The organism is Cedecea selenatireducens, from assembly GCF_042138895.1.
Classification (GTDB): Bacteria; Pseudomonadota; Gammaproteobacteria; order Enterobacterales; family Enterobacteriaceae; genus Cedecea; species Cedecea selenatireducens.
Genome location: NZ_JBHIKW010000012.1, coordinates 118,795 through 140,449 on the forward strand (window position 1 = coordinate 118,795; position 21,655 = coordinate 140,449).

Annotated in this window: 21 protein-coding genes and 1 tRNA gene; 11 read left to right on the top strand and 11 right to left on the bottom strand. The window is 56.7% G+C overall.

What is annotated here, in order from left to right; genetic code table 11:
* The first annotated feature begins 225 nt into the window (after positions 1-225).
* Positions 226-966 carry a peptidoglycan meso-diaminopimelic acid protein amidase gene (gene dpaA, locus ACE38U_RS18210; protein WP_038475333.1) on the top strand — a complete coding sequence of 247 codons (741 nt, stop codon included), beginning with the start codon at positions 226-228 and terminating at the stop codon, positions 964-966.
* On the opposite strand, the gene ACE38U_RS18215 is transcribed toward dpaA, so the two are convergent.
* Positions 937-1,704, bottom strand: a complete 768-nt coding sequence (locus tag ACE38U_RS18215; RefSeq protein WP_038475335.1) for a class II glutamine amidotransferase — start codon at positions 1,702-1,704, stop codon at positions 937-939. The genes dpaA and ACE38U_RS18215 overlap by 30 nt on opposite strands.
* Before the next feature lie 55 nt (positions 1,705-1,759).
* Positions 1,760-2,341: a D-sedoheptulose 7-phosphate isomerase gene (gene lpcA / locus ACE38U_RS18220; RefSeq protein WP_038475337.1), complete on the bottom strand. Its 582-nt coding sequence runs from the start codon at positions 2,339-2,341 to the stop codon at positions 1,760-1,762.
* 229 nt (positions 2,342-2,570) lie between these two features.
* Between lpcA and fadE the strand changes: the two genes are divergently transcribed.
* Together fadE and ACE38U_RS18230 are read left to right on the top strand one after the other, a co-directional pair.
* Positions 2,571-5,015, top strand: a complete 2,445-nt coding sequence (gene fadE, locus ACE38U_RS18225; RefSeq protein ID WP_375530301.1) for an acyl-CoA dehydrogenase FadE — start codon at positions 2,571-2,573, stop codon at positions 5,013-5,015.
* A gap of 96 nt (positions 5,016-5,111) precedes the next feature.
* A complete protein-coding gene (locus ACE38U_RS18230; protein WP_038475342.1) occupies positions 5,112-5,879 on the top strand; it encodes an amidohydrolase in 768 nt (255 codons plus the stop codon).
* Positions 5,880-5,909: 30 nt separating this feature from the next.
* Here ACE38U_RS18230 and hpxK read toward each other — a convergent pair whose 3' ends face one another.
* From hpxK to ACE38U_RS18245, 3 genes are all read right to left on the bottom strand, one after another.
* Positions 5,910-7,169, bottom strand: a complete 1,260-nt coding sequence (gene hpxK / locus ACE38U_RS18235) for an allantoate amidohydrolase (RefSeq protein ID WP_375530302.1) — start codon at positions 7,167-7,169, stop codon at positions 5,910-5,912.
* Positions 7,169-8,410: a (S)-ureidoglycine--glyoxylate transaminase gene (gene pucG / locus ACE38U_RS18240; RefSeq protein WP_038475344.1), complete on the bottom strand. Its 1,242-nt coding sequence runs from the start codon at positions 8,408-8,410 to the stop codon at positions 7,169-7,171. Before pucG ends, hpxK begins: the two co-directional genes overlap by 1 nt.
* A 186-nt stretch (positions 8,411-8,596) precedes the next feature.
* On the bottom strand, positions 8,597-9,436 hold the full coding sequence (locus ACE38U_RS18245) for a MurR/RpiR family transcriptional regulator (protein WP_375530303.1): 840 nt from the start codon (positions 9,434-9,436) through the stop codon (positions 8,597-8,599).
* Between the two features lie 122 nt (positions 9,437-9,558).
* On the opposite strand from ACE38U_RS18245, the gene ACE38U_RS18250 reads away from it, so the two are divergent.
* Genes ACE38U_RS18250 through hpxZ form a run of 4 tightly spaced genes read left to right on the top strand, consistent with a single transcriptional unit; the run spans position 9,559 to position 13,099 of the window.
* Positions 9,559-11,142, top strand: coding sequence for a gamma-glutamyltransferase family protein (locus ACE38U_RS18250; RefSeq protein WP_375530304.1), 1,584 nt, complete (start codon positions 9,559-9,561; stop codon positions 11,140-11,142).
* 11 nt (positions 11,143-11,153) lie between these two features.
* Positions 11,154-11,342, top strand: coding sequence for an oxalurate catabolism protein HpxX (gene hpxX, locus ACE38U_RS18255; RefSeq protein WP_038475350.1), 189 nt, complete (start codon positions 11,154-11,156; stop codon positions 11,340-11,342).
* The gene (locus ACE38U_RS18260; RefSeq protein WP_375530305.1) at positions 11,339-12,715 is read left to right on the top strand and encodes an AtzE family amidohydrolase; all 1,377 of its coding nucleotides are present in this window, start codon (positions 11,339-11,341) and stop codon (positions 12,713-12,715) included. The genes hpxX and ACE38U_RS18260 overlap by 4 nt, the downstream gene beginning before the upstream one ends.
* Positions 12,716-13,099 carry an oxalurate catabolism protein HpxZ gene (gene hpxZ / locus ACE38U_RS18265; protein ID WP_038475355.1) on the top strand — a complete coding sequence of 128 codons (384 nt, stop codon included), beginning with the start codon at positions 12,716-12,718 and terminating at the stop codon, positions 13,097-13,099.
* A gap of 291 nt (positions 13,100-13,390) precedes the next feature.
* Here the strand turns inward: hpxZ and puuE are convergent, their stop codons facing one another.
* The 3 genes from puuE to ACE38U_RS18280 are packed head-to-tail and all read right to left on the bottom strand — an operon-like array spanning position 13,391 to position 15,818.
* Positions 13,391-14,347: an allantoinase PuuE gene (puuE, locus tag ACE38U_RS18270; RefSeq protein WP_375530306.1), complete on the bottom strand. Its 957-nt coding sequence runs from the start codon at positions 14,345-14,347 to the stop codon at positions 13,391-13,393.
* A gap of 17 nt (positions 14,348-14,364) precedes the next feature.
* Positions 14,365-15,102, bottom strand: coding sequence for an allantoin racemase (gene hpxA, locus ACE38U_RS18275; protein WP_375530307.1), 738 nt, complete (start codon positions 15,100-15,102; stop codon positions 14,365-14,367).
* A 2-nt stretch (positions 15,103-15,104) separates the two neighbouring features.
* A complete protein-coding gene (locus ACE38U_RS18280) occupies positions 15,105-15,818 on the bottom strand; it encodes a GntR family transcriptional regulator (protein WP_038475361.1) in 714 nt (237 codons plus the stop codon).
* Positions 15,819-15,960: 142 nt separating this feature from the next.
* On the opposite strand from ACE38U_RS18280, the gene ACE38U_RS18285 reads away from it, so the two are divergent.
* On the top strand, positions 15,961-17,454 hold the full coding sequence (locus tag ACE38U_RS18285) for an NCS1 family nucleobase:cation symporter-1 (protein WP_176981900.1): 1,494 nt from the start codon (positions 15,961-15,963) through the stop codon (positions 17,452-17,454).
* 148 nt (positions 17,455-17,602) lie between these two features.
* Positions 17,603-18,526, top strand: a complete 924-nt coding sequence (locus tag ACE38U_RS18290; RefSeq protein WP_375530308.1) for a DMT family transporter — start codon at positions 17,603-17,605, stop codon at positions 18,524-18,526.
* A gap of 112 nt (positions 18,527-18,638) precedes the next feature.
* On the opposite strand, the gene ACE38U_RS18295 is transcribed toward ACE38U_RS18290, so the two are convergent.
* Positions 18,639-18,715, bottom strand: a tRNA-Asp gene (locus ACE38U_RS18295).
* 134 nt (positions 18,716-18,849) lie between these two features.
* The gene (gene dnaQ, locus ACE38U_RS18300) at positions 18,850-19,581 is read right to left on the bottom strand and encodes a DNA polymerase III subunit epsilon (protein WP_038475366.1); all 732 of its coding nucleotides are present in this window, start codon (positions 19,579-19,581) and stop codon (positions 18,850-18,852) included.
* 66 nt (positions 19,582-19,647) lie between these two features.
* Here dnaQ and rnhA point away from each other — a divergent pair, with 66 nt between their 5' ends.
* On the top strand, positions 19,648-20,124 hold the full coding sequence (gene rnhA, locus ACE38U_RS18305; protein WP_038475368.1) for a ribonuclease HI: 477 nt from the start codon (positions 19,648-19,650) through the stop codon (positions 20,122-20,124).
* Here rnhA and ACE38U_RS18310 read toward each other — a convergent pair.
* Positions 20,078-20,839 (bottom strand): class I SAM-dependent methyltransferase, encoded by a 762-nt coding sequence (locus ACE38U_RS18310; protein WP_038475370.1) that lies wholly within the window; start codon positions 20,837-20,839, stop codon positions 20,078-20,080. The two genes, rnhA and ACE38U_RS18310, sit on opposite strands and share 47 nt — an antisense overlap.
* 35 nt (positions 20,840-20,874) lie before the next feature.
* Here ACE38U_RS18310 and gloB point away from each other — a divergent pair, with 35 nt between their 5' ends.
* Entirely contained in the window at positions 20,875-21,630 is a 756-nt protein-coding gene (gloB, locus tag ACE38U_RS18315) for a hydroxyacylglutathione hydrolase (protein WP_375530309.1), read from the top strand.
* The last annotated feature ends 25 nt before the right edge of the window (positions 21,631-21,655 follow it).

A 21,655-nucleotide genomic window follows, 5' to 3' on the forward strand; every position in this document is an offset into this window, starting at 1 on the left:
TGGAGCGGCCAGAACATAAAAGCAAGCGACATGACGATCGGCAAAAAGTGACCTGGCGCTAAAACTCCAATTGATTCCAATAAAATGTGTAAACGCCCCAGTCTGGAACTTGCGAAAATCAACCACAATGCTAATGTGAGCGCAATCCTGTACAGATTTTTCTGATTTCGGGTCCCTTTAGCCGTCCTGGCTGTTAGTTGCAGGTTTATCAAGGAATCAAGCAGTATGCGTAAGATCGCACTGATTATTGCGATGCTCTCTATGCCGTTTTTCTCTTTCGCCAGCCTGCTTAATAGCAGCGGTGTCGCCGCCCCTGTCGGCAAAGATAGCAGACAGCAGCTCATGGGCTCCCCGGTTTATATTCAAATCTTTAAAGAAGAGCGCACCCTGGAACTGTGGGTGAAGATGGGCGAGCAGTATCAGCTGCTCAATAGCTATCGCATCTGTAACTATTCCGGCGGCCTGGGACCAAAACAGCGCCAGGGTGATTTTAAAAGCCCGGAAGGATTTTATAGCGTTGATCGCAGTCAGCTAAAACCGGACAGCCGCTTCTATAAAGCCATTAATATTGGCTTCCCGAACGATTTTGACCGCGCTCACGGCTATGAAGGGAAATACCTGATGATTCACGGTGCCTGCGTGTCGATTGGCTGCTACGCCATGACCGACTCCGGCATCGACGAAATTTTCCAGTTTGTGACCGGCGCTTTAGTGTTCGGCCAGCCGCGCGTTCAGGTGAGTATTTTCCCGTTCCGCATGACCGACGCCAACATGGAACGCCACAAGTACTCCACCTACATCAACTTCTGGAAAGAGCTGAAGCCAGGCTATGACTACTTCGCGGCCAACCATCAGCCGCCGGGCGTGGCCGTGGTCAGCGGGAACTACGTCATCAGCAAACCTGCCGTGATGACGCCGGTTCAGCCGCAGCTGGCTTCAAACTATAAGCTCACCGAGGCAAAATAACGCCGACTTGCCTGGCTCAATTTTGTGCCAGGTTTCGTTGGCGGTCAGCGGCTGAGTGGCAATGACCGTGACCACATCGTTCGGTGTGGTCTCTGCCTGAAAGTCGATTTCCATATCCTGATCCAGCAGTTTAGCCACGCCGAAAGGCGCTCTGCGCGTGATCCAGAACAGGTTTGTCGAGCAGAACGCCATCACGTAACGCCCGTCCGACAGCAGCATGTTAAACACGCCCTTCTCTCTCAGCTCCGCACCCAGTTCAGTAATGTAACGGAATACCGCTTCCATATTGCCCGGCGTGCGCGGGTAGCGCTGCGTGAGCTTATGCAGCAGCCAGCAAAACGCCTGCTCGCTGTCGGTTTCGCCAATCGGACGAAACGCCCCTGTATCCAACGAGCGGTAGCCTTTCAGCTGCCCGTTATGGGCATAGGTCCAGTTACGACCCCAAAGCTCGCGGGTAAACGGATGGGTATTTTCCAGCGCGACCTTGCCACGGTTAGCCTGGCGAATGTGCGCGATAACCGAGCAGGATTTAATCGGGTAGTCCTGGACGAGACGGGCGATGGGCGAGTTGAAGCTCGGCTGCGGATCTTTAAAAGTGCGACAGCCTTTCCCTTCATAGAAGGTAATACCCCAGCCGTCTTTATGGGGACCAGTTCCGCCCCCGCGCTGCACCAGACCGGTAAAACTAAAGCAGATATCCGTCGGTACGTTGGCACTCATCCCGAGCAGTTCGCACATCTTTTCTCTCCCACAACGAATGCCTCTGCCCGGAAAGAGCAGAGGACATTTCGGGCTAAGCTTTAACCATTTCTTTTTCGATTAACTGAATCAGGATGTGGATCACTTTGATGTGAATTTCCTGAATGCGATCCGCATAGCCGAAGTGCGGCACGCGAATTTCGATGTCTGCCGTACCGGCCATTTTACCGCCGTCTTTCCCGGTCAGGGTGATGACTTTCATGCCTTTCGCACGAGCAGCTTCGATAGCTTTGATGATGTTGCCTGAGTTACCGGAAGTGGAGATCCCCAGCAGCACGTCGCCTTCGCGGCCCACGGCCTCAACGTAGCGAGAGAACACGTGGTCGTAGCCGAAATCGTTACTGACGCAGGAGATGTGGCTCACGTCTGAAATCGCGATCGCCGGGTAGCCCGGGCGGTTTTCACGATAGCGGCCGGTTAACTCTTCCGCAAAGTGCATAGCATCGCAGTGTGAGCCACCGTTCCCGCAGGACAGTACTTTGCCGCCCGCTTTGAAACTGTCTGCCAGCAGCACCGCTGCGCGCTGAATGGCATGAATATTGGCTTCGTCCTTAAGGAAGTTAGTCAGCGTTTCCGCCGCTTCATTTAGCTCACTACGAATAAGATCCTGGTACATGAGGAGGTCCTTGAGGTTGGGATGAATTTCACATCCGGCAGTGTACCGGATAGCGCCGAAAGCGAGAAGCGTAACCCCGCGTGTTTAGCCGGGGTTTTCCCTTGATGGGCGGCAACAATGTGAGCGAGGTTGTAATTATTTTGTAAACACATTGCTAAAGAAAGCAACATCCACTACAACCAATACATCACAAGTGGTCAGACCTCCTACAAGCAAGGGAGCTTTCTTTATGTTGATTTTAAGTATTGTCCTTACCGTTGTTCTGCTGGGTGTGCTGTTCTATCACCAGGCAAATCTGCTGCTTAGCAGCGTGATCCTGCTGGCCTGGACCGCCGCGCTGGGCTTCGCCGGCATCTGGTCGTTCTGGGTGCTGGTTCCGCTGGCGGTGATTCTGGTGCCGCTGCTAGTCATTCCACTGCGTAAAGCGCTGATCTCCGCGCCGGTCTTCCGTGGCTTCCGTAAAGTGATGCCGCCGATGTCCCGTACCGAAAAAGAAGCTATCGACGCCGGGACGACCTGGTGGGAAGGCGATCTGTTCCGCGGCAAACCTGACTGGCAAAAACTGCATAACTACCCGCAGCCAAAGCTGACCGAAGAGGAACAGGCGTTTATTGATGGCCCGGTTGAAGAAGCGTGCCGCATGGCGAACGACTTCCAGATAACCCATGAGCTGGCCGATCTGCCTCCTGAACTGTGGGCCTACCTGAAAGAACATCGCTTCTTCGCGATGATCATCAAGAAAGAGTACGGCGGCCTCGAGTTCTCCGCCTATGCTCAGGCTCGCGTGCTGCAAAAACTGTCCGGCGTTTCCGGGATCCTGGCGATTACCGTCGGCGTGCCTAACTCCTTAGGCCCGGGCGAACTGCTGCAGCATTACGGTACCGAAGAGCAAAAAGATCACTACCTGCCACGCCTGGCGCGCGGTCAGGAGATCCCTTGCTTCGCGCTGACCAGCCCGGAAGCCGGTTCTGACGCCGGTGCTATCCCTGATAGCGGCGTGGTTTGCATGGGCGAATGGCAGGGCGAGCAGGTGCTCGGTATGCGCCTGACCTGGAACAAACGCTATATCACGCTGGCGCCTATCGCTACCGTGCTGGGCCTGGCGTTTAAACTGTCTGACCCGAAACGCCTGCTCGGCGGCGAGGAAGACCTAGGTATTACCTGTGCGCTTATCCCAACCCATACCCCGGGTGTGGAGATCGGCAAACGCCACTTCCCGCTGAACGTGCCGTTCCAGAACGGTCCAACCCGTGGGAAAGACATCTTTGTGCCGATCGACTTTATTATCGGCGGCCCGAAAATGGCCGGCCAGGGCTGGCGCATGCTGGTTGAATGTCTGTCCGTGGGGCGCGGTATTACCCTGCCGTCCAACGCCACCGGCGGCCTGAAATCCGTAGCAATGGCGACCGGCGCTTACGCTCACATCCGCCGCCAGTTCAAAATCTCTATCGGTAAAATGGAAGGGATTGAAGAGCCTCTGGCGCGCATCGCCGGTAACGCCTACGTGATGGATGCAGCCGCATCGTTGATTACCTACGGCATCGTGCTCGGCGAGAAGCCTGCTGTGCTGTCAGCCATTGTGAAGTACCACTGTACCCATCGCGGCCAGCGCGCCATTCTTGATGCGATGGATATCGTTGGCGGGAAAGGCATTATGCTCGGCGACGGTAACTTCGTGGCCCGTGCTTACCAGGGCGCGCCGATTGCCATCACCGTTGAAGGCGCCAACATTCTGACCCGCAGCATGATAATCTTCGGCCAGGGGGCAATTCGCTGCCATCCATACGTGCTGGAAGAGATGGCCGCCGCGCAGAATAACGACGTAAACGCCTTCGATAAGCTGCTGTTTAAACACATCGGCCACGTGGGCAGCAACAAAATGCGCAGCCTGTGGCTGGGCCTGACCAACGGCCTCGGCAGCAGCACGCCAACCCGCGACGCAACCAAACGCTACTACCAGTACATCAACCGCCTGAGCGCAAACCTGGCACTGCTGTCGGACGTCTCCATGGCCGTGCTGGGCGGCAGCCTGAAGCGTCGGGAGCGTATCTCCGCTCGCCTGGGCGATGTGCTGAGCCAGCTTTACCTGGCGACTGCGGTGCTGAAACGCTACGAAGATGAAGGCCGTAACGAAGCCGATCTGCCGCTGGTGCACTGGGGCGTGCAGGATGCGCTGTATCAGGCTGAACAGGCGATTGATGACCTGCTGCGCAACTTCCCGAACCGCTTTGTTGCCGGGACGCTGCGTCTGGTTATCTTCCCGCTGGGCCGCCGTTACGAAGCACCGTCTGACGTGCTGGACCACAAGCTGGCGAAAATCCTGCAGGTGCCGTCCGCAACCCGTTCGCGTATTGGCCGTGGTCAGTACCTGACGCCGAGCGAGCACAACCCTGCTGGCCTGCTGGAATCCGCGCTGCTGGATATTATGGCCGCCGAGCCGATTCACCAGCGCGTCTGTAAAGAGCTGAAGCGTAATCTGCCGTTCACTCGCCTGGATGAGCTGGCTAAACAGCTGCTGGCTGAAGGCAAAATCACCGCCGATGAGGCCGCGATTCTGACCAAAGCCGAAGCAAGCCGCCTGCGCAGCATTAACGTGGATGAGTTTGATCCGGAGGCGCTGGCAACACAGCCGGTGAAAGTGCCGGAAAAGCACAGAAAGGTTGAAGCCGCTTAACCATTAACCCCGCGAAAGCGGGGTTTTTTATTGCCAACAAAAACGCGTTTTCTCGTGCTACAGTGAAAGAAATATTCCGCTAAGAGGCTGCCGATTGTGTCTGGTCTGAAAGTTTCCGTTCTGCAACAACCGCTCGTCTGGATGGACGGTGCCGCAAACCTGCGTCACTTCGATGTACTGCTGGAGGACGTGCGCGGGCGTAACTTGATTATTCTGCCTGAAATGTTCACCACCGGCTTTGCGATGGAAGCCGCCGTGCAGTCGATGCCGGAACAGGAAGTGATTGACTGGATGCAGTTCAAAGCTCAGCAAACCCAGGCGATGATCGCCGGCAGCGCCGCGTTACAAACCGAACGCGGGCCGGTAAACCGTTTCCTGCTGGTTCAGCCGGACGGCAAAGTGCATTTCTACGATAAGCGCCACCTGTTCCGCATGGCGGATGAGCATCACCATTACCAGGCCGGCGAAGAACGCGTGATTATTGAGTGGCGAGGCTGGCGTATTTTACCGCTGGTTTGCTACGACCTGCGCTTCCCGGTGTGGTCACGTAACCGCAACGATTATGACCTGGCGCTTTACGTCGCCAACTGGCCAGCGCCGCGCTCGCTGCACTGGCAAAGCCTGCTGCAGGCGCGCGCTATTGAGAATCAGGCTTATGTCGCGGGCTGTAACCGCGTAGGCACCGACGGCAACGGCCACCATTACCGGGGCGACAGCCGGATTATCAGCCCACAGGGCGAGATCCTTGCCAGCGCCGAGCCGCACCAGGCGGCAAGGCTCGATGCCGACCTTTCGCTGATTGCGCTGCGCGAATATCGGGAAAAATTCCCGGCGTGGCAGGATGCCGACCCTTTCAGTTTGTAGTCAGAAAAACCGGCCATTCAGGCCGGTTTTTTATTTGTCAGCCAACAGCGTAACGGCGCGAGTAAAAGCCTGAACGGCAAGCGCCACATCGCCTTCAACCACGGATTCCGCCGGATGATGGCTGATCCCCTTCTCGCAGCGAACGAACAGCATCGCGCTCGGCCAGCGTTCAGCAATGGCAATCGCGTCGTGCCCTGCGCCGCTAGGCAGTGAAAGGCTTCGCCCCTGAACTTCGCTCACCGCCTGCATTAACGTCGCCTGCAGCGTTTCATCACAAGGCGTAGCCGGAATAGCGTAATATTCTTCCGCACTAAACCGCATGCCGCGCCGGGCCGCAATGGCCTCTCCTTCGGCGAGAAGCTTGCCCAATAAACTCACCAGGCTTTCATCACGCGGACTGCGAATATCCAGCGTAAGTTGAACGTCGCCGGGAATAACGTTCACCGCGCCTGGCGCACAGCTTAACGTCCCCACGGTGGCGACCTCATCGGGGCCGTGGTGACGCGTTGTCGACTCAATAAAGGTCATCCATTCGGCGGCGGCGGCCAGCGCATCTTTACGTAGCGCCATAGGGACCGTCCCCGCATGGCCCGCGTGGCCGGTAAAGCTACAGTTCAGGCGGCGCGCGCCGTTAATCGCCGTCACTACGCCCAGCGCCAGGCCTTCTTCTTCCAGCACCGGGCCCTGCTCGATGTGCAGCTCCAGGTAAGCGGTAAAATCGCTTTTCGGCCGCTCCGCGCTGGCAATTCGCGAGGGAACCAGCCCGGCAAGGATCATGGCCTGCGCCACGCTGACGCCGCTGGCATCTTCACGGCTCAGCCAACCTTCCGGCCAGTTGCCGGTTAGCCCCCGGCTGCCCAGCAACGTGATGCCGAAGCGGGTTCCCTCTTCATCACCAAAACCAACGATCTCGATGGCCTGTTCGAGCTGGATATCGTGCTGATAGAGATACGCGACAACTTCCAGCGCGCACAACACGCCGAGCATGCCGTCGTAGCGGCCGGCATTACGCACCGTATCAAGATGAGAACCTAGCAAAACGGCCTTCGCGCCGTCTTGTCTGCCCTCGTAACGCCCGCAAATATTGCCGACCGCGTCCTGCCAGGTCGTCATGCCGAGTTGTTCCATCCAGCCTGCCACCAGCTGATTCGCCCGCAGATGCTGCACGGAAAGGTAAACCCGGGTCAGCTGCCCTGCGCTTTCGCTGATGGCCGCCAGCTGGTCAGCCCTGTCCATGACGCGCTGGGCGGCAACCTGCGCATAATTCCCGTCCATAAGCGGCGCGGCCATTAGCGAGCACCTTGCGCGTAGACGTTCCAGGCCGCCTGCATGGCTTCACCCTGCACGGTTTTAAATCCAAGGTGGTTAAGCACCGCTTCCAGCGCGGTAAGCGTTTGCAGCACGCAGTCTTTACGGGCGTTATAGCCCATGGTGCCAATGCGCCAGATTTTGCCCTGCAGCGGGCCGAAGGAAGTGCCGATCTCGATGTGGAAGTCTTCCAGCAAGAGCTTGCGAACCTCTTCGCCGTGAACCTGAGTCGGGATTGTTACGCCGAGGACGTTGTTCATCTTGTGCTCAAGGTTGCCGAAGGTTTCCAGCCCCATGCCCTGGATCCCCGCCACCATCGCCCTGCCGTGCAGTTCGTGACGGGCAATACCGGCGTCCAGGCCTTCTTCCAGAATGACGCGGGCGCACTCGCGGGCGGCAAACAGCATGCTGGTGGCTTCGGTGTGGTGGTTCAGACGTTCTGGGCCCCAGTAGTCCATGACCATGCCAAGATCGAAATAATTGGAGTAGATCATCTCTTCGTCACCGTCCTGATGGGCCGCGGTGCGAATGCCTTCCTCTACGCATTTGCGGCGACGAATGGCTTCTTCCATCTGCGGGCTAAGCGTGATGGGGGAGCTGCCTGACGGACCGCCGAGGCACTTTTGCAGCCCGGCAGAAACGGCATCAAGCCCCCACGCGTCGGTAAGCAATTCGTTCCCGCCAAACGACGCCGTGGCGTCGGTGTAAAACAGTACGCCGTGGCGGCGGCAGATCTCGCCCAGTTCGGCCAGCGGTTGGAGCATCGTGGTGGAGGTGTCGCCCTGCACGGTCAGCAGCAGGCGGGGCTTTACCGCTTTAATGGCATCTTCAATTTGCTGCGGGCTGAAGACCTCGCCCCACGGCACTTCAATGGTGTGCACTTCGGCGCGGCAGCGGCGGGCAATCTCACACAGCAGATGACCAAAACGGCCAAAGACCGGCACGAGGACTTTGTCTCCGGGACGGATAGCCGACAGCAAAATGGCTTCAATCCCGGCCCGGGAGGTGCCGTCCACCAGCATCGTCCATTTGTTTTCCGTGCGGAAAAGCTCGCGATACAGCACCATCACCTCATTCATGTAGCCCGTCATCACCGGGTCATACTGGCCGATAAGCTGGCTCGCCATGGCGCGAAGCACTCGAGGATCGGCGTTGATCGGGCCTGGCCCCATCAGCAAACGGTGCGGCGGATTGATCTGGGGGAAATGCTGAATATCAAACATGGCGATTCCTTGAGTCTGAGATTGAAACAAAAGATTCTTATAAGCCTCTTTTGCAACTAATGTGCCAGCCGCAGGCAAATTTTTTTCCGGCTGGCGGCGTCATGGCCAGCGCGGAAAAACAGGGTTGGATAAAATGATGAACTATTCTGGCTCACCCGAAATGTGCATCTGCACCAGCCAGGGGCGTTAACGTTGTTCGAGCTCGTCCAGCTCTGTATACAATTCAGCGATATTATGGATACGCTGACGCCCGCTGGTCAATGATTCATGCAGCACCGCGTTAGCCAGTAAATTCACCAGGCTCATGGCGCTGCTGTAGCTGTCAAAGGCCGAAACGCTGTCGAGCGGCGCGCTGAGATGCCAGCGTGAATAAGTCGCCAGCCCCGACGAAGCTGACTCACTCAGCACCACCAGCGGTATACCGCGCTGCTGCAGGCCGGCGAGCAGCGGCTTGATAATGCGCGGCCTGCGGCGAAACGCCACGGTGACCACGCAATCTTCCGGGTCAATATCAACCAGCTCTTCCGCCAGCGTCTGCCCCGGCTGCGGCAGCAACGACACGCCGCTGCGCACCTGTAAAAGCTGCTGGCGCAGGTGCATCGCGACCGGCCAGGAGTTTCGCATCCCGATGATAAATATGCGTTTACCGTTAACAAGCGCATTGACCACTTCAGCAAACGGGCTGGCTTCCAGCTGATTCACCAGCTGGGTGAGGTTGGCCATTTCCTGCTTGTAATGGCGTGCCAGCAGCGTGTTGCCCTGCACCGCGTCACGGTTTTCGGTCAGCGGCATGCCGCTCTGGCGCAGGGTACGCAGCTCCTCACGCATATCTTTGTAGCGCTCGTAGCCCAGCCGCTTAAACAATCGGCTCACGGTGGCCTTGGAGACGCCGGAAAGCCGCGCCAGCTCCGCGCTGTTGTAGCTGATCAGGTCATCAAAATGGTCAACGATGAACGACGCCACGCGCTGCTCCTGCGGGGAAAAGAGCGCCCATGAAGCCCGCAGCCGCTCGTCTAACTGTTTCATGCTGACTCCTGTAACTTTTGTTTCATCAAAGCCTGACACAGTGAAACGATCTTCGTCAACCTGGAACATCTCTTGCTTCTGACTTCCCTACCCGAGCGGAATTCCTGCAAGAGAAGAAAAACATGCAAAGCAATATGGCCCCCGGTGGCATGGCGGTTGCGCCCCATCATCTGGCCTCTGAAAGCGCGCTGTCCGTGCTGCGTCACGGCGGCGATGCCATTGAAGCAATGGTCGCTGCGGCCGCCACCATCGCGGTCGTTTACCCACATATGAACGGCATCGGTGGCGACGGATTCTGGCTGATTGTTCCCCCGGAGGGCGAACCTGTCGCCATCGACGCCAGCGGCGCCGCCGGTTCGTTGGCGTCACTGGATTTCTACCGGGGAGAAAAAGCGATTCCCCATCGCGGCACCCGGGCAGCATTGACCGTGCCCGGCACCGTCAGCGGCTGGGCAGAAGCCCTGAAAGTTTCATCGGAGATTGGCGGCGGGCAGTTGCCTCTTTCGCGCCTGATGGCCGATGCCATTCGCTATGCGGCAGACGGGATCCCGGTCACCGCTTCTCAGTCACACGCGACGCAAAGCAAATATGCCGAGCTGGTCGATGTGCCGGGTTTTGCTGACACTTTCCTGCAGCACGGCGAAGTTCCGGCGACCGGCAGCCGGTTCACGCAGCCCCGGCTAGCGGCAACCCTGACGCGTATGACGCAGGAAGGCCTGGACAGTTTTTATCGCGGCCCGCTGGCCTCGGTTATTGCCGAAGAGCTGGCCGAGCTGGGGCTGCCGATTACCGCAGCCGATCTCGCTGAGCACCGGGCAACGCGCACGAAGCCGCTGCGGCTTGAGCATCAGGCAGGTGAGGTTTTCAATCTCGCGCCTCCCACTCAAGGCCTGGTTTCCCTGGCGATCCTGGGTATCACTGACCGGCTGCCGATGGCGAATGCGACCGAAGCGCAAACCGTGCATCGCATCGTTGAAGCGACCAAAAAGGCCTTTGCGCTGCGCGACGTACATATCACCGATCCGCGCCATATCACTACCTCAATACAGAACCTGTTGGATGCCGACTCACTCGATCAGCTTGCCGGGCAAATAGACGACAAAAACGCCGCGCCGTGGGGCAAAGGCAAAGGCCCCGGTGACACGGTCTGGATGGGCGTTATCGACGGTAACGGTCTGGCCGTGTCGTTTATTCAAAGTATCTATCACGAGTTTGGCAGCGGTGTTGTGCTGCCAAAAAGCGGCGTGCTTTGGCAAAACAGAGGCGCTTCTTTCAGCCTGGACTCAAACCATTTGCTGGCGCTGGCTCCGGGCAAAAAACCGTTCCATACCCTGAACCCGGCGGCGGCAAGGCTCGCCGACGGCAGAACGCTGGTTTACGGCTCGATGGGCGGCGACGGGCAGCCGCAGACTCAGGCAACGATATTTACCCGCTACGTGCTGCAGGGCATCAACCTGCAGGAGGCGATCTCCGCGCCGCGCTGGCTGCTGGGCCGTACCTGGGGGCAGGCTTCCGACAGCCTTAAGCTTGAAAGCCGCTTCAGCCCCGACACCTTTACCGAACTCCAGGCCCTGGGCCACGAGGTAGAAACGCTGCCCGCATTCAGCGAAGTCGTCGGCCACGCTGGCGCCATCGTCAGGCACACTAATGGCATGCTTGAAGGTGCGTGGGATCCGCGCAGCAACGGCAGCGCCGCAGGTTTTTGAGGAACATACTGATGAATCAACCTTCTTTTGACTGGCAGAACTACATTGCGCTTATGGAGCAACTGCTCGCCGTACCGCTGACCGACGAACGCCGGAAAGAGCTGGAGTTTCAGCTGGCGCGCATTGCGGCCATGGCGGAGCCGCTGATGGCATTCCCTCTTCCCGATCGTCAGGAAACCGCTGGAGTCTATTCACTATGACCGCCCTTTCTATACGCCAGACTCATCAGGGGTTGCGGGACAAAACCTTTTCGGCAACCGAGCTTGCCCAACAAACGCTGGCCAGGATTGAGCAGCAGAACCCGCAAATTAACGCCTTTACCGAGGTGACCCAGTGTCGCCTGCTGGAAGAAGCCGCGTCGGTCGACAGGCTGATTGCCAGCGACAGCGCGCTTCCCGCTTTGGCGGGCGTGCCTTACGCGGTAAAAAATATCTTCGACATTAAAGGGCTGACTACCCTTTCCGGTGCCGAGCTGTTTGCCGCAGAGCCCGCTGCCACGGCCGATGCCTTCGCCATAACTCAGCTACAAAAAGCAGGCGCTATGCTGAGCGGCGCGGTGAATATGGATGCCTACGCCTACGGCTTCACTACGGAAAACAGCCATTACGGCGCAACCAAAAACCCGCACGATCTTGCACGCATTGCGGGCGGCTCTTCCGGCGGTTCGGCCGCCGCCGTCGCCGCCGGAATGGTGAATTTTACCCTCGGCACCGACACCAACGGCTCGATTCGTGTCCCGTCGTCACTTTGCGGACTTGTTGGCCTGAAACCTACCTTCGGTCGCCTGTCGCGCGGCGGCAGCCATCCCTTTGTTGCCAGCCTCGATCATATTGGCCCGCTGGCACGTAGCGTGGAAGATGTCGCGGCGGTTTACGATGCGCTGCAAGGCTACGACGGCAGCGATCCTTTCCAGTCTTCCCGTACAATTGAGCCGGTTTATGCGACGCTTGAGCGTGATATGCCTCTTCGCGTCGCGGTGCTGGACGGCTTTTTTGAACGCTGGTGCGACGAAGACGCCAAAGAGGCGGTTAGCCGGGTAGCCAAAGCGTTGCAGGCAACGGAACATGCCTCCATGCCGGAAGCCGAACTCGCGCGCTCGGCGGCCTTTTTACTGACTGCGGCAGAAGCCGGAAACCAGTATCTGCCTGCGTTACGTGCCAGCCCCGAGCGCTTCGAACCCAATTCACGCGAACGCCTGCTGGCCGGGGCAATGACACCGTCAGCCTGGTACACCCAGGCTCAGCGCTTCCGCGCCTGGTTCCTCGAGCGTACGCTGCCGTTATTTGATCGTTTTGATGTGCTTATCGCGCCCGCCACGCCCTGCAGCGCCACGCTTATCGGGCAGCAAACCATGAATATCAACGGGCAGGAGATCCCGGTTAAGGCCAGTATGGGGATCCTGACGCAGCCGATTTCGTTCCTCGGTCTGCCGGTGGTGAGTGCCCCGCTGGTTACCGCGAGCGGATTACCGATTGGCGTGCAGCTGATTGCCGCCCCGTGGCGGGAGGACATTTGTTTGCAGGCCGCACGGCGCCTGGAAGTTAAGGGTATTTTACAGACGAAGGTAAGCTAAATGATGCGAGATAATATTGACCGCCCGGCCATTCTGAACGAAGTCACCGAGGCATTTTATCGCTATGAGCAGGCGCTCATCACCAACGACGTTGCCGTGCTGGATGAGCTGTTTTGGGAAGATGCCCGCACCGTGCGCTACGGCGCGACGGAAAACCTTTACGGTATCGATCAGATACGCGCCTTCCGCAACGGGCGCTCCCCAAAAGGGCTGGATCGCCAGCTGAGAAATACCGTTATTACGACATTCAGCGACGAGCTGGCGGTGGCAAGCACCGAGTTTACGCGTGAAGGCAGCGATAAAGTCGGCCGCCAGATGCAGACCTGGGTAAAGTTTTCGTCGGGCTGGAAGATTGTAGCGGCGCATGTGAGTTTAATGGGGTGACAGCTGTTTCTTCGTCACAAAGTCCCGGACCTATGCCGAAACAGCTAAGTTCCGTTCACTTTCGGCTCTGGCTCGGCTGAGAAAACTGAGGCGATTTAAGCCGGAACCGAGCCCCGCTTCTTATTTTTCCCATAGCTTTTGTTTTCTCCCTCGCCCCTTTGGGGAGAGGGCTGGGGTGAGGGGAAGATTTGCCCCGAGTCGTTCACGGTTTCGGTGATGACATATGCAACAGGGCTGGAAGTGAACGGAACTTTAACCAGCCCAACAAAAGAAACAACACCACGAAGCGTCTTACTCGGAATAAGGATGCATCTTCACCCAATGCTCGGCAATATCCTGCCTTCTGCAAATCCACACGCCTTCATGCTGCTGCACATAGTCCAGGAAACGCTGCAGCGCCCGGAAACGGCCCGGTCGGCCTAACAGACGACAGTGCATGCCGATGGACATCATCTTCGGCGCCGTTTCACCTTCTTCATACAGCACGTCGAAGCTGTCCTTCAGATAGGTATAGAACTGCTCGGCGGTGTTAAAGCCTTGAGCTGTGGCGAAGCGCATGTCATTGGTGTCCAGCGTGTACGGCACAATAAGATGGGGTTTGACGCTGCCGTCTTCGCAGGTGACTTTGCTCCAGAAAGGCAGATCGTCGCCATAGTAGTCGCTGTCGTACAGAATACCGCCGTGCTCTACCACCAGCCGCCGGGTATTCGGGCTGTCACGCCCGGTGTACCAGCCCAGCGGGCGGGAGCCAAACAGGTTTTCCAGAATTTCCATCGCCTGATGCAGGTGCTGCCGCTCGGTGGCAGCATCCATATTCTGATAATGGATCCAGCGCCAGCCGTGGCTGACCACGTCGTAGTCTGCGGCTTTGATCGCGGAGACAATTTCCGGGTTGCGGGCCAGCGCCATCGCCACGCCAAACACCGTCAAAGGCAGGCCGCGCTTCTGGAATTCATTATGGATACGCCAGAAGCCCGCCCGCGAACCATATTCATAAAGGGAGTCCATCGACATATGCCGATCGGGAAAACTGGCCGCGCCGATGATATCGGAGAGAAACTGTTCTGAGCCGCTGTCGCCGTGCAGGACGTGGTTTTCAGCGCCTTCTTCAAAGTTGAGCACAAACTGAACCGCAATACGCGCGCCGCCAGGCCACTGCGCATGGGGAGGATTGCCGGCATAACCGGCAAGGTCACGCGGGTAGTTTTCGGTAAAAGGATAGCGGTTAGCTTTTTCTTCTGATGGCATGATTCTCTCCTTCAACCTTAGCCCAGGCGAGCAAAAGAGCCGGAAAGCGGCTTTTTGTTCGGATAAGCGAGGTCACCAAATTTACTGGTGCCGATGCCCAGCGCCACCAGGGACTCCACCAGCTTCACCGCAGCGGTCACGCCGTCGATAACCGGGATACCGATTTCCTCAGTCAGCTCTTTCGCCAGGTTTGCCATCCCGCCGCAGCCCAGCACAATCGCCCCGCTGTTATCTTCTTTTTTGGCCTGAATGCAGCGCTCACGCACCAGCCGCTGGGCCAGGCCTGTACCATCTTCCAGCGCCAGAACAGGGAGGTCGATAGCGTGCAGCGCGGCGCAATGGTGTTCAAAGCCGTATTGATGCACTAAGTGACGGGCAATGATCACCGTGCGCGGCAGCGTGGTAACAATTGAGAAGCGAGTCGCCACCATCGTCGCCATATGCATAGCAGCTTCGGCAATACCAATTACCGGCCCGCTGGCTATCTCACGTGCCGCCAGCAAACCCGGATCGCCAAAGCAGGCGATCACGTGCCCGTTCGCCCCCTGCGCTTTGCCTTGCTTAATTTGTTCAAGTACGCCGATGGCCGCGATGGCTTCATCGAAATGCCCTTCAATTGACTCCACGCCCTGCTCCGGACAGCTGGCGAGGATCTGCGTGCCGGGTGCGGCAACGCTGCGGGCGGCTTCAGCAATAGTGTGCGTCATCGCCTGGCTGGTGTTGGGGTTGATCACTTGAATAATAGGCTGCTGCATGGTTATTCCTGTCGGGTGCCGAAGATGCGGGCGAAGTCTGGGGTGGTTTCACCGCTGCGCTCAAAATGCAGGCTGGAAACAATATGTTCGAAGTGGTGCTGCATGGCGACGGTGAGCGGCTCAAGCGCTTTGTTACGCAGCAGTTCGATAAGATTTTCGTGATCGTCGCAGCGGCAGCCACGCTGCCATGGCGCGCCCCACGCGGCGATAACCAGCGATGAACGGTGCGTCAGGCTGGTGACCATTTCAGTCAGCACGGCGTTGCCGGAAATAGCCTGCAGCTGGATATGGAACGCCGCGGAGAACCGAATTGCCGCAGGCCCGTCGCCGTCGCGATGGGCTTTTTCTTCCTGCTGGATAATTTTACGTAACGCGACAAGATGTGGGGCCTGGAGATGCTCAAGCACGTGCGGCAGGTTGGCGCATTCAAGCACCGCCCGGGTCTGGAAGATCGCTTTCGATTCTTCTACGTCCGGCATGGCCACAAATGCACCACGTCCGGGCAGCATGGTGATCATTTGCACCGTTGCGAGGCGCGTTAAGACTTTGCGGATACCGGTTCGGCTGATGCCAAAAACGTCTGCCAGCGCTTCTTCCGGCAGTTTACTGCCCGGCGGCAGCTGGTGTTCAACCATCGCCGTCATCAGCGATTGCCAGATAACGGCTTCTTTATCATGCAGTTCTGCTGGGGCTGTGACCCCGAAATCACGTTTCATCCACTACTCCTGTTAGCATCAGGCACCCTCATTTTGTATACAATATCATTGAAAATTGAATACAAGAAATGCAAACCTGGCCTGGTTCCTGCAATACCTATGGCAGACATAATCCACCTTCTGTTTTATAGGAGCAGATCCCATGCCAGGTATAGAGAACAACGCCACAGCCATGAAAGAGAGTGCCCACGCCGGCTACAGCCCGCGCCTGTGCAACGATGACCTGGCCCCGACCCGCCACCAGACTTGGTCCTGGTATAATATTTTTTCGTTTTGGATGTCTGATGTACACAGCATGGGCGGCTATGTGGTCGCAGCCAGCTTTTTTACCCTCGGGCTTGCCAGCTGGCAGGTGCTGATTTGCCTTCTGGCGGGGATCTGTATCGTGCAGCTGTGCGCCAACCTGGTGGCAAAACCTAGCCAGATGGCGGGCGTGCCTTATGCGGTGATTTGCCGTCAGGCCTTCGGCGTCTTTGGCGCGAATATTCCAGCGGTGATCCGCGGGCTTATCGCCTTCGCCTGGTACGGGATACAAACTTATCTGGCCGCTAACGCATTAATGCTGGTGCTGCTGAAGTTCTGGCCGACGCTTGCCCCAATGACCGGCGTGAGCTTTCTCGGTCTGTCTCAGCTCGGCTGGATTTGCTTCGGTATTATGTGGGTGCTGCAGGCGATGGTGTTCTGGCACGGTATGAACGCCATTAAGCGCTTTATTGATATCGCAGGCCCTGCGGTTTACATCGTGATGATGGCGCTGGCCGGCTGGATCCTTTATCAGACCGGGTTCGGTGGGATCTCCTTCACTTTAGCGAGCAAGCAGCTCAGCTCCGGCGAACAGGTGTGGCAGATGATCACCGCCACCGCGCTGGTCGTGTCGTATTTCTCCGGCCCGCTGCTTAACTTCGGCGATTTCTCTCGCTACGGAAAAAGCATGAAAGAGATCCGCCGCGGTAACCGCTGGGGCCTGCCGTTTAACTTCCTGCTGTTCTCTATTGTGACGGTAGTTATCGTGTCCGGCACCCAGTCTCTGTTCGGCAAGATGATCACCGATCCTATCGAAACCGTCAGCCATATCGGCAACAGCCTGGCGATGGCCATTGGCCTGCTGACGATGATCACCGCCACTATCGGGATCAATATCGTGGCGAACTTTGTTTCCCCGGCGTTCGACTTCTCTAACTGTTCGCCGCAGAAGATCAGCTTCCGCGCAGGTGGGATGATCGCCGCCGTGGGATCCGTGCTGCTGACGCCGTGGAACCTGTTTCAGTCCCCGGAGCTGATTCACTACACGCTGGATGTTTTAGGTTCATTTATTGGGCCACTGTTCGGCATCCTGATCGCGGATTTCTACCTCGTTAAGGGCGGCAAAATCCACGTCGACGATCTATTCAACGACACGCCAAAGGGCCGCTACTGGTACAGCAATGGCTTTAACCCGAAGGCGATTATCGCCCTGGTGCCCTCGGTCGCGGTTTGCCTGACCATCAGCTTTATTCCTTCGCTGCATGAGGTCGCCAACTTCAGCTGGTTTATCGGCGTGTTCCTCGGCCTGAGCTGCTACCGCTGGCTGGCACGCAGCGAAAAAGTTGCCGGTGCGAGCGCTTTTACCGGCCGCGTAGCCACTTCAAAAGAGTAAAAATACCGGCCTGAATCCTCAGGGGTTCAGGCCTTTTTACATTCTCGACATACTCTTTTTCTTCTCCACGACGACGGCTGGCTCCGCAGGGAGTAATATATTCTCCCTTCGCCCTTTCCAGCAAAATCCCGTGTCAAAGGAGATTCCCTTGCTCAGCAGTAAGAAGTTGGCCACTGAGGCTGCCCCCCCTAAGCCGTCGGCCTGGTATGTATTGCTCCTGTTCACCATCCCGCCGCTGCTTTGGGCATGTAATTACATCGTCGGCAAAGCCGTTCGCAACGACATTCCGCCGGTTGGGCTGACCTTTATGCGCTGGCTGGTTGCGCTGATAGTGATCATGCCGTTTGCCTTGCCTTATATTAAAAGAGATTTTCGTCGCTACCGGGAATACCTGGGCTGGATTATCGCGGTGTCGGTGACCGGCATCGTCTGCTTTAGCCTGCTGGTGTACATCGGCCTGCACCATACGTCCAGCACCAACGCGCTGTTGCTCAACTCCTGTATTCCGGTGCTGATTATGCTGTTTGGCGCGCTGTTCTTCGGCCACAAGCTCAGCGTGAAGCAGGTTGTGGGGCTGGCGATTTCCTGCTGCGGCGTGCTGTTTATTATCTTTAAGGGCGATATTCACGGGCTGATGCAGATGGCGTTTTCATCGGGTGACCTGATGCTGCTGGCGGCCATGGCCTGCTTTGCGCTTTATACGCTGTGGATCCGTAAAATACCTTCCGATATCAGCCGGATGGGGCTGCTGGGCGTTCAGGTGGCTATCGCGCTTATCGTGACGCTGCCGCTGTGGCTGCATGAGATGAGCACCGGCGCGGTTCCTCACTGGAATACGATGACGATTTCAGCGGTTATCTTCCTCGGCGCATTCCCTTCTTTTGTTTCATACCTGCTTTACGGACGCTGCGTGGAAGCCGTGGGTGCCGCACGGGCCGGGCTGAGCATTCACCTGATCCCTGTCTTCGGCGTGGTGCTGTCACTGGTGTTTCTGGGTGAAACGCTGCATCTTTTCCACATCATCGGGATTGCGACCATTTTGATCGGCGTGGCGTTAGCCAGCAGGCACTAGAGGTTACTTCAGCCAGCCCTCGCGCGATATCAGCGCGGGGGTGAAAAGGCATTTTTCAGAAAGCCGAAACGACGAAAGCCTGAATCATTGCTGACTCAGGCTTTCTGAATTGTGGCGGAACGGACGGGACTCGAACCCGCGACCCCCTGCGTGACAGGCAGGTATTCTAACCGACTGAACTACCGCTCCGCGTTTTGTTCCCCGTCGGGAACGAGGCGAATATTACGGTTTGGCCCGATAGCCGTCAACGCTTTTTATCATAAAATTAACCGTTTGCCGCAAAAATCACCTGAGTGGTGATTTTTAACTCATTTCCGCGCTATTTAGCTGCGCCAGAGGCAGCTTCCGCCTTTCTTCTGCACCAAATCAAGACGAGATTCATGCGCCAGAAGCTCTTCATCACTGGCGTGGATGACCCGCATGCCTGACGCACGACGCACGACGCGCTGAATTCCCCCGCTGCCCTGCTGCTGCTGCACGTCACCTTCCATAGAGAATTTCAGCGATGTTTGCCCGCCGGTCATCATCAAATAGACGTCGGACAGAATTTGGGCATCGAGCAGTGCGCCGTGCAGCGTACGTTTGCTGTTGTCTATTTCATAACGCGAGCAGAGTGCATCGAGGCTGTTTCGCTTGCCCGGAAACATCTTACGGGCCATCGCCAGGCTGTCGGTAATCTTACAGAAGGTTTCTGTTTTAGGGATGTCACGGCGCAGCTTGCTGAACTCGTAATCCATAAAGCCGATATCGAACGATGCGTTATGAATAACAAGCTCAGCGCCGCGGATGTAGTCCATGAACGCATCAGCGACCTGGTCAAACGTCGGTTTATCCGCCAGGAATTCATCAGCAATACCGTGAACGCCAAAGGCTTCCGGGTCCACCAGCCTGTCGGGCTTTAGGTAGACATGGAAGTTATTGCCCGTCAGGCGGCGGTTGATCACTTCAACCGCACCGATCTCGATAATGCGGTGCCCTTCGTAATGAGCACCGATCTGGTTCATACCGGTGGTTTCGGTATCGAGAACTATCTGTCTGGTCGTGGTAGAAATCATATAGCTGTGCTCATCGCGCTCGTTTATGTCAGACTTGACCTTTTCATCACAGGAAGTCTACCAGAGATGCGTAAACAGGTAGAAGTTTTCACCGATGGCTCCTGCCTGGGTAACCCAGGGCCGGGCGGCTTCGGTGCGATTTTGCGGTACAAGCAGCACGAAAAAATCTTCAGCGAAGGATTTCGCCTCACGACCAACAACCGCATGGAGATGATGGCCGCGATCGTCGCGCTTGAGGCGCTGATTGAACCCTGCGATGTGGTCCTCAGCACCGACAGCCAGTACGTCCGCCAGGGCATTACCCAGTGGATCCACAACTGGAAGAAGCGCGGCTGGAAAACGGCTGATAAAAAGCCGGTGAAGAACGTAGATTTATGGAAGCGTCTTGATGCCGCCCTGAGCCATCACGAAATTAAGTGGGAATGGGTTAAAGGCCACGCGGGCCACCCGGAAAACGAACGCTGCGACGAACTGGCTCGCAACGCCGCATCCCGTCCTACTCATGAGGATGTGGGCTATCAGCCGGACGGCGCGGCACCTTAACGCTGTCACGGTACTGCCGCGTCGCCCCCACCGCCGAGCGAATCTGATTTTTCGCTTTACGGCTTTTCATTGGGTTTAGCGTCAGCGGCAGCGTGCGTTTACGCGCGACAATAACGTGCATACAGCCCAGCGCAGGCAGGTGGGTACTCAGTAAACGCCCGCCCTGCTTATGCCACGGCAATACCTGAAAACTACGCCGATACATCACCTCAAAATTCAGCAACGACAGCCAGTCAAATTGCCTCATTGGGGTAAACATGCGGCTATTGAAAGGTGCACGCTTGCGCAGAAAGGGCACGGTTTTACCCAGGCCTAGCAGGCTAATAGGATTGAAGCTGCTGAGAACAATCCAGCCATCATCGATCAGTACCCGATCGACTTCCCGAAGTAAGCCGTGAGGATCCGGGCACCACGGCAGCGTGTGGGCCAACAAACAGGCATCAACCGACTTCGCCGCAAACGGAAGGTGCAAAGGATCGGCGTTCACCTGCAAATGTTCACCCTGTAAGGCTACATTAACCTGATGAGAAATAGCGCAGGCTTCCGTGTTAACTTCTGCGCTCAGGTTGCCGATTTTCAGTAAATGAAAGCCGAACATTTTACCCAGCCAGGGGCGAAGCTGCTCTTCGAGCGCGTCCCGGTAGTATTCTCCCCATCGCAGCTGCGCCCAATGATGGGGGGAAGTGAGAATCTCAGGTATCCTTGCCGGTTTCATCACTACCTTCTTAATTGCCATAGAGAGGTTGAACTATGAATCTTAACAGTATTCGTGCTTTCCAGGATAACTACATCTGGGTGCTTAATAATGAGCAGGGAAAATGTGTGATCGTTGACCCCGGTAAGGCCGCTCCTGTTTTGAAGGCTATAGAGGAAAACGGCTGGCAGCCAGAAGCTATTCTGCTTACCCATCATCATGCCGATCACGTTGGTGGCGTTCAGCAACTGAAGGACAAATACCCGAACATTGAGGTATACGGACCGGAGGAAACCCGGCAGAAAGGGGCTACGCAGATCGTGGGCGAAGGGGATAAGTTTAGCCTGTCTGGGCGTGAATATAGCGTGATAGCAACACCTGGTCACACTTTAGGACATATCTCGTTTTATAGTTTTCCTTATCTATTTTGCGGCGACACAATGTTTTCTGGCGGCTGCGGAAGACTTTTTGAAGGTACGGCAGAGCAGATGTTTACATCATTTCAAAAACTTAATTCACTACCTGCTGAAACCCAGATTTGTTGCGCACATGAGTACACCGAATCAAACATAAAGTTTTCCTTAAGTATTTTACCCCATGATGAGCAATTAAAGGGATACTATCGAAAAGTTAAGGAGTTACGCGCAAAAAATCACTCAACCTTGCCGTCAACGCTGCAAACAGAACGCCAAATAAATATTTTTTTACGCACTGAAGATGCTGTTTTAAAAGAAGAAATTAAAAAAGAAACAAACTTGCAACAACCCCGTGAGATATTCGCCTGGTTAAGGACAAAGAAGGATAGCTTCTGAATATTCTGGTTGTGTTGTCGAAAAG